The 12,062-nt window shown below is 45.9% G+C and carries 11 protein-coding genes; 3 read left to right on the plus strand and 8 right to left on the minus strand.

Annotation, left to right across the window (positions count from 1 at the left end; genetic code table 11):
• Positions 1-53: 53 nt before the first annotated feature.
• The 7 genes from AC5JL3_RS30310 to AC5JL3_RS30340 all read right to left on the minus strand — a co-directional run bounded on the left by AC5JL3_RS30310 (position 54) and on the right by AC5JL3_RS30340 (position 7,541).
• Entirely contained in the window at positions 54-2,444 is a 2,391-nt protein-coding gene (locus tag AC5JL3_RS30310; protein WP_496077979.1) for a glycoside hydrolase family 65 protein, read from the minus strand.
• Between the two features lie 125 nt (positions 2,445-2,569).
• A complete protein-coding gene (locus AC5JL3_RS30315) occupies positions 2,570-3,319 on the minus strand; it encodes an HAD family hydrolase (protein WP_496077980.1) in 750 nt (249 codons plus the stop codon).
• 265 nt (positions 3,320-3,584) lie between these two features.
• Positions 3,585-4,364 (minus strand): ABC transporter permease, encoded by a 780-nt coding sequence (locus AC5JL3_RS30320; protein WP_496077981.1) that lies wholly within the window; start codon positions 4,362-4,364, stop codon positions 3,585-3,587.
• 54 nt (positions 4,365-4,418) lie between these two features.
• A complete protein-coding gene (locus AC5JL3_RS30325) occupies positions 4,419-5,363 on the minus strand; it encodes an ABC transporter ATP-binding protein (protein WP_496077982.1) in 945 nt (314 codons plus the stop codon).
• Positions 5,364-5,721: 358 nt separating this feature from the next.
• Positions 5,722-6,105: a P-II family nitrogen regulator gene (locus AC5JL3_RS30330; RefSeq protein WP_496077983.1), complete on the minus strand. Its 384-nt coding sequence runs from the start codon at positions 6,103-6,105 to the stop codon at positions 5,722-5,724.
• A gap of 431 nt (positions 6,106-6,536) precedes the next feature.
• Positions 6,537-6,911, minus strand: a complete 375-nt coding sequence (locus AC5JL3_RS30335; RefSeq protein ID WP_496077984.1) for a hypothetical protein — start codon at positions 6,909-6,911, stop codon at positions 6,537-6,539.
• A 189-nt stretch (positions 6,912-7,100) separates the two neighbouring features.
• Positions 7,101-7,541, minus strand: a complete 441-nt coding sequence (locus AC5JL3_RS30340) for an acyl-CoA thioesterase (RefSeq protein WP_496077985.1) — start codon at positions 7,539-7,541, stop codon at positions 7,101-7,103.
• 225 nt (positions 7,542-7,766) lie between these two features.
• Between AC5JL3_RS30340 and AC5JL3_RS30345 the strand changes: the two genes are divergently transcribed.
• Entirely contained in the window at positions 7,767-9,110 is a 1,344-nt protein-coding gene (locus AC5JL3_RS30345; RefSeq protein ID WP_496077986.1) for a MurT ligase domain-containing protein, read from the plus strand.
• 145 nt (positions 9,111-9,255) lie between these two features.
• On the opposite strand, the gene AC5JL3_RS30350 is transcribed toward AC5JL3_RS30345, so the two are convergent.
• Positions 9,256-9,831 carry a Uma2 family endonuclease gene (locus AC5JL3_RS30350; protein ID WP_496077987.1) on the minus strand — a complete coding sequence of 192 codons (576 nt, stop codon included), beginning with the start codon at positions 9,829-9,831 and terminating at the stop codon, positions 9,256-9,258.
• 222 nt (positions 9,832-10,053) lie between these two features.
• Between AC5JL3_RS30350 and AC5JL3_RS30355 the strand changes: the two genes are divergently transcribed.
• Positions 10,054-10,872: a type 1 glutamine amidotransferase gene (locus tag AC5JL3_RS30355; RefSeq protein WP_496077988.1), complete on the plus strand. Its 819-nt coding sequence runs from the start codon at positions 10,054-10,056 to the stop codon at positions 10,870-10,872.
• Positions 10,873-11,046: 174 nt separating this feature from the next.
• Entirely contained in the window at positions 11,047-11,970 is a 924-nt protein-coding gene (locus AC5JL3_RS30360; RefSeq protein ID WP_496077989.1) for a hypothetical protein, read from the plus strand.
• Positions 11,971-12,062 lie beyond the last annotated feature (92 nt).

Here is a 12,062-nt window from a genome sequence, read left to right on the forward strand (position 1 = left end):
AAATGATTAGCTAATTATCTATCGCAACTTGCTGAATTTGGTAATAGGAGTGTCTAGCGTTCATCCTTAGCCTCAAGTACGGGTTTCAGTTCTACCGTCACTGGCATTCCCTCAAGGAGTTGAAGATTTTTACCTTGATGTGCGATCGCTAACTGAGTTCCTTGCCGCAGCAAATAGGTTGCTGTTTCTTCTTGAATATCAACCTCTAATCGCTGTCCTTGAATCGTTAAGGGAAATCGTAGACGTTTAACTGTCTCAGGCAGTTTTGGATGGAACGATAAGTGACCGTTGTAATCTCGCATACCTGCAAATCCATAAACGGCCACCATCCAGGTTCCTCCCATCGCCGCGATATGGCAGCCATGCTTCACGTTACCCGCCACATCCCCTAAGTCCATCAGCACAGCATATTTGGCATATTCCATCGCCTTCTCTAAATAACCGATTTCGGCGGCAACAATGCTCTGAATCGAGACAGAAAGAGAGGAATCTCCTGTAGTTAATGGATCGTAATAGTCAAAGTTACGTCGCTTCTGTTCCGGTGAAAACTCATTGCCTAATAAAAACATTGCCAGCACAATATCGGCTTGCTTAATTACCTGATGTCGATAAATCACCAAGGGATGAAAGTGTAGGAGTAATGGATATTTATCAGCAGGCGTATTCTCAAAATCCCAGACTTTTTCGTCCAGGAAGCTATCGTGCTGGATGTGAATCTTTGATCGTTCATCGAAAGGCAGATACATGTTGTCCGCTGCCTTCCTCCAATTTTCTACCTCAGAAAGTTTCAGTTTGGTCTTATCGACTAAAATAATGAACCAGTCTGGATGGCGATCGCGCAGCATCTCAACGGTGTTTGCCGCATACCATAGGTTTTCGCGTGCCATTAAGTTGGTGTAGGTGTTGTTATTCACCACAGCGTTGTACTCATCAGGTCCCGTAACGCCATGAATGCAGAATTGACCTGCGACTCGATTTGAGAAAAATCCAAGGCTGTACCACATCCGAGCCGTCTCGACCAACATCTCTGCACCTTCATTGAGGAGAAAATCTTCATCCCCAGTCGCGTTAATATATTTTTTCAAGGCATAGATGATGTCTGCATTGATGTGATACTGAGCCGTGCCTGCCGCATAGTAAGCAGAAGCTTCTTCTCCATTGATGGTTCTCCAGGGAAATAGTGCGCCGTCTTGGTTAACTTCCCTTGCTCGCTGTCGTGCCTTATCTAGGATGCTGTAGCGAAATAGCAATAGGTTCTTAGCAATTCGGGGAGCGGTATAAGTCAAAAACGGCTGGAGATAAATCTCCATGTCCCAGAAGTAATTGCCTTCATAAGCATGACTCGTGAGTCCTTTCGCTGGAACGCCTCCTCCTTCCGATCGCGCAGATGCTTGAAGAACGTGAAATAAATTGAAGCGTAGCACTTGCTGCATCAATTCTGTTGTATCACTGGGATCGTGCGGGTCACCATCAATTTTGAGGTCGCTGCGATACCAAAAATCATCCAGGTACTGTCGTTGGCTTGCAAGCAGATCGTCAAAACCATGAACAAGAGCGCGATCAAGGGTGCGTCCGGCTCGATCGCACAACTCTTGTGCTGGAAAATGGTCAGAGGTGTGATACGTCATGTACTTGACTAACCGAATTGGGACGCCAGGTTGGGCATCTACCGAGAAAACGACCTTGCCATCGTCTTCCGAACACTGGCTGTCATAAAAGTAAGGCGATTTCGTTTCAAATTCATGATCGACACCACAAGCTAACGTCATCCGGCTGTTTCTCGTGATGTGACTCAGTACGATCCGACGATCCTTAACCCAGTGCTGCTGGGGTAACAAAACCCGCTCTTTAAGGCCCTTGGCGAGACGAGGATCGCCTTCACTGGCACGAGCAGAAGCATCGTAGTGCATTTCTGAGGAGATGACAATCGGTGCTTTGGCGTTGAGGATAGTTACTTCATAACAAATCGCTGCCAAGTGCCGATGTTCAAAGGAAACGAGTCGGCGCGATCGAATCGATACTTGCTTGCCAGACGGCGTTTGCCAAAGAACTTCGCGATCAAGCGTCCCGTTTTGCATATCAAGTGCCCGCTCAAACTTGAGCAGATTCGCCATCGGTAGGTCAAACGGTTCATCATCGACGTACAGTCTAATAATTTTGCTGTCGGTGGCATTTACAATAGTTTGTCCTGTCCTAGCAAAGCCATAAGCTTCCTCTGCGTAGACGATGGGCCAGGATTCATAAAAGCCATTGATAAAGGTGCCATTTTGTCCAACGGGAGTGCCTTCCTCAAATACTCCTCGCATCCCCAAGTAACCATTTGCTGTTGAAAACAAGGTTTCCATTTGTACCAGGAGTTTTGGGTTGAACTGCTTTTCAACCCACCGCCAAGGATCGGGGGGATAAATATATTTGGGAGGAATTAAAGGTTTATGGTATTGCATTTATTTTCAACCTGATTAATGACTTCCTGATAGCCTCTTCAAGTAGTGGTACGTTTGAGTTCAGACTGACGTAACACTGCAAGATAGTAAAAATCCCGTAAACCTTAATTGTCTTTAATTCTCAGTTAAAGTAACTCACTCAAATCCTGGACAACGATATCCGCCCCATTTTTTTGCAGCGCCTCAGGATCTCCTGTGCGATCGACCCCAACCACGAGTCCAAATCCACCGGCGTGACCTGCTTGAACACCAGCAATTGCATCCTCAAAGACAACCGATCGCTTTGGTTCAACCTCAAGTTGTTTTGCCCCTAAAAGAAAAGCATCTGGGGCAGGTTTTCCTGCTAAGTGCAATTGATCAGCTAGATTGCCATCAACGACAACATCAAACAGATGATCGATTCCCGTCAGCTTAAGAACAGCTTTGCAATGATGACTTGATGACACAACCCCTAATTTGAACCCTTGATCGCTCAAATGACGGATGAGAGCAACCGATCCTTCGTATGCCTCAACCCCTTCTGAATGAAGTACTTGGTCAAAAAAAACATCCTTGGAATTACCAAGGGCACAAACCGTCTCATAACCCGGAGGATCAGATGGCTCTCCATAGGGCAACTGAATTCCTCTCGATTCCAAAAAACTTTGAACGCCGACATACCGCATTTTTCCATCAACATACAGCTTGTAGTCATTCTGGATATCGAAGGGTTGAAAGGGTTCATTGGTCTTTTCAGCCCGTTGCTTCAGAAACCCATCAAATACCTGTTTCCAGCAAGCAGCATGAACCTTCGCGGTTGCGGTAATCACGCCATCTAAATCAAATAAGACAGCATCAAACTGACTCGAAGTGATGGATGAGTTGAACTGGCTCACTCTCTTCATTCTCCTATCGTCAAACTAGTCCCAGCATCTCACTGAGCAGCAATTTATCACTGCCTACTCTCGATTGTGAGTTTCATGCACCATGCTTGCCTCTACCCTCAGTCGCGTTGGGACTACAACTTAATAAACCGCTTAAGCTGTGACGCATTTAATCTGTAATAGACATTCATGGGAAAAAGGTTAAAGGGAAGGGAGAAGGGTTTTCCCTTTTAGATTCACCTCTTCTCTAAAAATGCTGATTGTTCAATGACCTGTTTTACCGGAATAAGTGAGGATAAATCTGCCGCCAAGCCAACACGGAAAAGGCAGCAATCCACAACACCAACCAGATTAACTCGAAGAACCAAAACGAAGGTAATCCCAAGGGCCAACGTAATAAGTCAACGAGGGATGCAAGGGGTAACACAGCAGCAACAGAACCTAACAAGGGGGGTAGGGTGTTGCGGGGAAAGTAAGTGCCACAGAGGGTGAACATCGGAATGACGAACAAGAAAATCGGCACATTAATGTGATCGACGGTACGCACGGTTCCTGCTGTGAATAGCCCCATGGCACCAAACAGCAGACTGCCCAAGATAATTAAGGGAAATGATATGAGCAAGTGCCATCCAGAGTAGAGTCCCCAGATTACGGCGACTAAACCAGTCAGAAAACCGGCAATCGTACCCTTTGTTGTCGCCCACAGCCAATCACCTAAGAATACTTCTGTGAAAGTCAAGGGTGCTGTCAGCAAGCCTTGCCAAGTTTTCTGATAGCTTAGGCGAAAGAAGCTGCCGAAAGAACCTTCAAAAAATGATTGGAACAGTACCCCAATTGCAATCATTCCTGGTGCCAGAAATTCTAAATATTCAATAGTTTTGCCATTGTATGGAACATCCCCTATAAGCGGAGTCAACCCATACCCAAAGGCAACAAGATAAATCAGTGGTTCTGATAGGGGTAGTAGACTGTTGACGAGCCAGGTCTTTTGATAAACTTTGGCGTGGCGATGCCAAACAGAGTAGACTCCCCAAGGTGTTATTGAGATGCCTTTCATACTGGTTATTAGTTATTGGTTATTGGTTGTTGGGTTTCCAACAAGGAATCAACGTTAGTCGAGTGATGTGCCTGTTAGTCGTAAGAATACGTCTTCTAAATTGGTGCGACGACGGGTTAGGCGTTCGGGTGCAATGCCACTTAGCTGTTCCCACAGTGGTTGGGGATTGTCTATTGGTAATCCTATTAAGTAGCTGCTACCAAAGGGTCTGTACCAAGTTCTTGCACCATTGGCTAGCTGTTGGAGTGTTTCTTCATTGATGCCCTCAATTTCTACCACTTCTCGACCAACCGTTCGCTCAATCAGTTCTTCTGGGGTACCTTCGTCAATCATCTTGCCTTGCTGGAGTAAGATAAGGCGATCGCATAATCGTTGTGCTTCATCCATGTAGTGAGTCGTCAACAACACCCCACATCCCTTCTGCTTTAGCTGCGTCACCAGTCGCCAAAAGTCCTGTCGCGCATCCGGATCGAGTCCAGTTGTCGGTTCATCCAAAAACACGACTTGCGGACTATTTATCATCGCTCGTGCGAGAACTAAACGCCGCTTCATCCCGCCTGAAAGTTCATCAACACGGTTGCTGGCATAATCTTGCAATCCCACCTGTGCGAGTAATTCACCCGCGAGATGCCGTGCTGCCTTACCAACGATGCGGTAATGATGGGCAAAGTGAACTAAGTTCTCAAATACCGTAAAATCTGGGTCAAGATTGTCTTCTTGAGTAACAATTCCCATAGAGGCACGAGCTATTCGTCCTTGAGCTTGTACCTGATTTTTTCCCAGTTCGACAAAACCTCGGCTGGGAATCACTGCCCCATACAACATTCCCACCGTTGTTGTTTTCCCTGCGCCATTAGGGCCAAGAAGACCAAGAATTTCTCCGGGATTAAGAGTAAAGTTAACGCCTTGAACTACCTGCCTTTGACCATAGGTTTTCCACAAATCATAGGCAGTCAGCGCCATAGGTTCTGCAATTTGGCTTTTAGATGCAAGTCTCATAGTTTTATAGCGATTAACTATTCGCTTTGGCTCTTTAATGCCATGTAATACAAATTGTAGTCTGATTTGTATTTTTGTCAAATAGCCGAGTTGTTCAGTGATTTAGCCAAGCTCATCGTCTAGCTTTGCCTCAAGCCCAAGCTCATGGCTTAAGTCAGGCACAGCAAATATAAGAGTTGCTAAATTGAGCAGGTATTTCACCTGTTCAATTTAGCAACCCCAACGATACGATGAGCGATCGCTAATTCACTTCATCCAACTGGTTCACCCAATTGGGTGAAGTGATAATCGCTTAAGACTATAAAAAATTAACTTGCAAACTTCAAACTCTAATGAATGAAAAGCTCTCAAAACCCGATTAATCAGCCAAGGTTTCTACATCCTGTCGGAAGACAATTATGGCGTGCTTGCCCTGATAGTCTTTTACTGACCAAAGGATCGAATCAGATACTTCTCGTGACACAAGAGTCTTGATTTCAATATTGGTGTTGTAGCCTGCCATGTCTCCCATGCGTTTGCCATGGCTACCCTCACCCTGCACTTGATTAATGGTATATCCGCTTACGTTATTGTGTTTAAATAATTTGACGATGGGGTCTCTTAGTACGGTTTCAGCAATTATGGTGAGTAGCACGGCGGTTTGAACTGGGGCGACTTCGGGGGGCATTGGGAACTCCACTTTTGTTGGTTTGAGATTGTTGAGGTAGTTGAGAAAACTCTGTTGCCAAAATGGTATTGTCAACACTTCTTTAGAGTTAATAAGACCTTTTGACAAACTAGCTTTGGGTGTATGAATACTAATGCTGTTGGCAAAGTGGTTTCAATGTTCTGAAAGCCTAATTCTGTTTTAGCTGTTTGTAACATTCTACAGGGGCGCAAGACATAACGCCCCTACAAGAAGGGTTGCTCTTAGAGGCAGGCTCCCGTTCTAATTGATAGAACCTACCGATAAGAGTAGTAGCTTACTTGACTCTAGGCATAACTTGATCACACTAGTGCAGCGCGGCAAAAATAAGTAACTAGTTAACAACGGAGCGAAAAGTAGAAAGTCTAAGCCTTTCTGCCTTCTGCCCTATGCCTTCTACCTTCTGCCTTTTTGTACTAGACCCTTCGTTTTAAGCCTTAGAGATACACTATTGCACAAAAAGGGCATCTCTAATCGTTGACTGACGCTTATTCCTTGCCAGTGACCTTATCAACTAGGTCTTTTGCTCCTTCAACTAAACCGTTCTCACCGGGATTTTCTTTTTTGAACACCTTCAAATCTTCCTCATAAATCTTATCCAGACCTTTAGGGTCGTTGAGGGCTTCTGTTGCTTCCTCGTAAGCTTCTTGTCGAGCCTCTTCTTTAAGCCCCGTTCCTTCACTCAACGTATAGGCGCGATCGATTGTTTCCTCTGCCTTCGACGGGCTATTCAAGGGTTTATCTGCTAAAGCAGGTTGATTAGCAAAAACAAATAGACCTGATAGGCTTAGCAAACTCATAAGAGTAAAAAGCAAAATGCGCTTAGCAAAAGCTTGCCCAATTGCTGAAAAAATCCGCTGCATGTAAATCTCCTTAAATTTCGTAGGATTCTGCACTACAAGCACAAACGAAGAAAGACGCGATCGCGATTCTCACAAACATCACGCGCCGTCCTCAAAGACATCCTACGGGTCTGGCGACAACAGACCTTCTTCCGGAAGATACATTCAAGCTGTATTGAGAGTTACAGATTATTACTATGGCAGACAATACTAATTTCTCAATGTTTGCTGCATTGAGTCTGACTGATTCGCTCGGTTAAACGCATCAAGCAACTGACGAGGAATTGCCCGTGGGCGCATTGCTTGGGTATCAACCCAAACCCATAACACCTCAGCCGTTACTAGCAGTTGCTCTTCACCTTGTTTGCGGATTTCGTAACGCCGAATTGCACGCGGCCCGCGCAGTTGTTGTAACCAAGTTGTGACCTCTAAAATATCACCCGCAACGGCTGGACGAAGGTAATCAATTTCCACCCGCCGCATAACGAAGACACCACCCAGTTCCCGGTATTTCTGATGGTTAAAGCCAAGATGTTCTGAATGTTCAATAGCTGCTTGCTCTAGGTAATGCTGATACACGGCGTTGTTGACGTGTCCTAAAGCGTCCATTTCGTGGTATCGCACACGTAGCTTGGTGGTGAATCGTTGCATCTGAATTTGGTCTTTTCTATTTATTCGCTTTCCACCGTAAGATTATCTGTTGCTACTCTTGTCTATTCCCTACTCCCCACTGAATTCTTCCTGAAAAGCCGTAGACAGAATCTCTGTACCAACTAGCTGGGTAGTGTAGAATGCTGACGATCAATAAACAGGTGAGTAAATAGCAGTAAGACGCTAAAAGCGTAGAGACTGTGTTGCCCAAGCAGGAGTACAGAGTTGAGCATATCAATTATCGATAGATTACGGTTAGGCGTCTCTGTTGGCGCAGCAAAAACGGTAACCTCTCTTGTGCGGTTACTTCGCCTAGGGGCGGCGAGTGTGCTGCCAGGAGATATGGCACGTCGTCTTCAGCCGAAAGTGCTGCCGTTACTATTTGGGCAGGTAAGGCGAGGGGTGATTCTCATCGTTGGGACGAATGGCAAAACAACAACCTCTCTCCTTTTGCGGACAATTCTTGAGCGTCAGGGGTGGCGAGTTGCCCATAATGCCACGGGCGCTAATTTGATTAACGGGTTGGTCACAGCACTACTAGACAATACGAGTTTGATTGGGCAACTTGATGCTGACTACGCGATTTTGGAAGTGGATGAGAATGTATTGCCCTTAGTATTGCGCTCTTGTCAGCCTCAGTTCATCTTGGGGTTAAATCTGTTTCGTGACCAGCTAGACCGATATGGGGAAGTTGATACGATAAGCCAGAGATGGCAAAAAGCAATTGCGCCTCTCCCGACTGATACAGTGGTGATTCTGAACGCCGATGACCCGACTCTCTCGCGCCTCGGTCAGCAACTCCCTCAAAAGGTCTTATTCTTTGGACTGAGTGAACCAGAGGCTTACCTCGATGAGATTCCCCACGCTGTAGATTCGATTTACTGTCCCAGTTGCGGGCATCCCTTGGACTATAAGGGTGTTTACCTCTCCCATTTAGGGGACTACCACTGTCCTAGCTGTGGTTTTAGCAAAAGTCAGCTAGCTGTTGATAGCCGAGAATGGCCGCAAATTTTGATTGGCATTTACAACAAATACAACACACTCGCGGCGGGGTTAGTTGCGAAGGAAATTGGCATTGATATCCCTACTATTTACGACACTGTTAAGAACTTCCGTGCGGCTTTTGGGCGTGCTGAGGAATTGGATGTTAAGGGTAAGCATGTGCGGATTTTGCTGTCGAAAAATCCTGTAGGGATGAATGAAACTATCCGGGCAGTGAATGATCTTCAAAAAAATGGAGGGGCTTCAACAAAGCTGCTGGTACTCAATGATCGAACACCAGATGGTACTGATGTTTCTTGGATTTGGGATGTTGATACTGAGAAGCTAGTAGCATCGGGGGGGACAGTTGTAGTGAGTGGCGATCGCGTTTATGATATGGCACTACGTCTACGCTACAGCGAGACTGACGGGCAAAATAACTTCAAGTTAATTGTGAAAGAAGACTTAAAAGAAGCGATCGCTACTGCATTGGAACATACTCCTGCCAATGAAACCCTACACATTTTGCCGACTTACTCTGCCATGCTGGAAGTGCGGGGATTGCTGACAGGTCGTCAGATTTTATAATTTGCTGTCAATCGTATTTATAGCAGTCGAAGTATAGATTTAGGACATCAACGGAGGCTATAACCCTTAGCCCTCGCTATTTGGCTGAAAGCTGACTGCTGCTTGCTATATTGGGTTAATTATTGCTGGTGATTTCTTAAGTCACCTAGTTCAAAATCTGTGCCAAGTCTAGGACAAATCCAGGCAGCACATCTTCTCCAGACAAGCTAGTGGGAGATTCTAGAACTTCAATATCCTGTACTAATCTGTAAATTTCCACCCGTTGATTTTGAGGGTCAATCAGCCAGCCCAGACGTACACCGTTGTCCATGTACTCCTGCATTTTCTGTTGCACTGTCTTCAAGCTATCGGAGGCAGAGCGCAACTCGACAGCAAAATCCGGAGCCATAGGCAGGAATCTAGTAGGGTCTGGATTCAGAGCTTCTAACCGTTCCCGACTCACCCAGGATGCATCAGGAGAACGGTTTGCACCATTGGGGAGCTTAAAACCCGTTGAAGAGTCAAAAGCTAAACCTGTGCCATCAGCATCTGTCCAATTGGCTAAGCGCTGCGTCAGTCTACTGTTTCGGTTCCCGCTTTCCCATCCCGTTGGTGGCATGATGATTAATTCTCCCTCTGCCGTGCGCTCCAGGCGCAAATCCCGATTGTTCTGACAGAGTTGGAAGAACTGTTCATCTGTTAGCTCAATGGTAGGGCGTAAATTGAGGATAAGGGCGGTCATCGGTTGCCTAAGAATCTCGCTAACTGTAGCGTAGCGTATGACGGGGTTGGCTCAGTAAAAGAGATCGCCTCTCGTCCACCCTACCTTTGGGTCGTAACTTGCCTATCTATCAAACTAGAGTTTTTCTATATAGGAACATAAACTCTTCGTTTGGTAGAGTGGTTAAATTATTCTGAGGCAGTCAGGTCAGCCTTGAAGAATTCAAGAAATTAATTGATTGTGATGAATCCTCAACAACTAGAACTAACAATAGGCTGGCTCTATCCTAATCTGATGAGTACCTATGGCGATCGCGGTAATGTCATCTGTTTGCAACAACGTGCTCAATGGCGAGGAATCAGCGTCAAAATCATCTCTCTTGACGAGCAAGCCCCTACTGCCGAAATCCACAACGTTGATATCTTAATGGGCGGTGGTGCCCAAGATAGGCAACAGGAAATCGTTATGCGCGACCTCCGGGGCATCAAAGCCGACACATTACGTGAAAAAATCGAAGCGGGGACACCAGGCGTATTTACCTGTGGCGCACCGCAATTGCTAGGTCACTATTACGAACCTGCAATAGGTCAGCGGATTGAAGGCTTAGGGTTATTTGATATGGTGAGCAAGCATCCTGGTCCCGATGCTCGTCGTTGCATTGGCAATGTTGTCTTTGAGCTAACAGCATCACCCTTAGCACAAGACTTAGAAGCGACGCTAGGAACGAAGCCGATAGTGATTGGCTTTGAAAATCATGGGGGTCGAACTTTCTTAGGGAACGTAGAAGCACTGGGTCGCGTTGTCAAAGGGTATGGAAACAATGGAGAGGATGGTACAGAAGGGGCAGTTTATCGAAATGCGATCGCTACTTATTCCCACGGGCCCCTCTTACCGAAAAATCCCTTTGTCGCTGATTGGCTTATCCAGACCGCTCTAACTCAAAAGTATCAAACCCCTGTTCCTCTGAAACCCTTGGACGATACTTTGGCAATACAAGGACGGAATGCAATGTTTAAACGCCTCGCCCTTACCCACCTGATTAAAGAACCCCTACACTGTTGAAATAAACCAGTCATCACTAAAACTCCCATAGGCTGTAGTTGCTGCTTGTGCCAGCTCTTAGGGATGAGCAGAAATGTTGCGTTTATCTAATCTCACGCCCCGTTATCAATCATCGACCACAATCTTTGCAATTATTAAGATGGTTTGCCATAGAATAAATTCGCAAGCAGGGACATGACTGGAAAAGTAATCGATAGCAGTGCAAATAACCTACTCATTCTTATACTCCCGATCGCGTTTTTGATTGTCCTCCTGTTCAAGGCTTGGCCAGCACTGCTGGCACTACTCATCTTCAGCATTTGTTTTCAAGTTTGGCAGCAATATCAATGGAAGCAGTGGAGTAAGCAAGTTAACCCCTACTTCAACCAGCTAATTAAAGAAAACCAGGGCTGTCTGACAGTGCTGGACTTAACCATGAAAGCTGGCATATCGGCGCCAGCAGCAACGCGGTATCTGGATAAAAGAGCCGAAGAATTCGGTGCCCAGCGTCAAGACTACGAAGGCAAAGGCACTGTCTATTACTTCCTCACAGCAAGCGCTCTCGGTAGTATGTTCGAGGAGAGTGAACCAACTGTTGAGCCAGAGGATGAATCGTTAGGCAGTCAACGTCCAAAGCTGATGGAACTCTTGAGTCAAAAGGTGTCGAGTCCGCCTCAAAGCGAATCCTCTCCTAGTGAGCTTATCGAATCTCCAGAACCTTCAGCGGAAAAAGAGCTTCAGCCACTAGAATCTCCAGAACCCCCAGCCGAAAAAGAGCCTCAGCCAGTAGAATCTCCAGCCGAAAAAGAACCTCAGCCCCTAGAAACTACTCCCCCTGCCGATGAAGTTAAGGCAGACCCCAAACCAGTGGAACAAACGGAGCCAGCAAGCGAAAAGGAAGACTTGTGGGCAGATACACCCGACAACGAGCAACAAGATTCTCAATCTCTCATTCAAGCGGAACTTGCGAAACGGCTTGACGTTCATTCGAGTACCGTTGGTAAACGTAAATCTGACCCTGATTTTTCAGAATGGAGTCAAAGTCGAGACCCAGAGGGAATCGCTTGGAAATACTCACCAAAGGCTAAAGAGTTTGTACCCCTAGAGAAGAAGCCATAGTCAGAGCAAGTTCTTTTTTGTGTTGAGTTCTATAACAACCTCCAGAAATAACTCAAGACATTTTTGAAGTAGAAAAAAGAAGTAGAAAATAT

Source organism: Symplocastrum torsivum, from assembly GCF_059505465.1.

Bases quoted from the DNA above. Each gene is read 5' to 3' on its own strand.
- AC5JL3_RS30340 (WP_496077985.1), bottom strand. From the start codon at position 7,541: ATGCAACGATTCACCACCAAGCTACGTGTGCGATACCACGAAATGGAC.
- AC5JL3_RS30320 (WP_496077981.1), bottom strand. From the start codon at position 4,364: ATGAAAGGCATCTCAATAACACCTTGGGGAGTCTACTCTGTTTGGCAT.
- AC5JL3_RS30350 (WP_496077987.1), bottom strand. From the start codon at position 9,831: ATGACCGCCCTTATCCTCAATTTACGCCCTACCATTGAGCTAACAGAT.
- AC5JL3_RS30355 (WP_496077988.1), top strand. From the start codon at position 10,054: ATGAATCCTCAACAACTAGAACTAACAATAGGCTGGCTCTATCCTAAT.
- AC5JL3_RS30335 (WP_496077984.1), bottom strand. From the start codon at position 6,911: ATGCAGCGGATTTTTTCAGCAATTGGGCAAGCTTTTGCTAAGCGCATT.
- AC5JL3_RS30310 (WP_496077979.1), bottom strand. From the start codon at position 2,444: ATGCAATACCATAAACCTTTAATTCCTCCCAAATATATTTATCCCCCC.
- AC5JL3_RS30325 (WP_496077982.1), bottom strand. From the start codon at position 5,363: ATGAGACTTGCATCTAAAAGCCAAATTGCAGAACCTATGGCGCTGACT.
- AC5JL3_RS30360 (WP_496077989.1), top strand. From the start codon at position 11,047: ATGACTGGAAAAGTAATCGATAGCAGTGCAAATAACCTACTCATTCTT.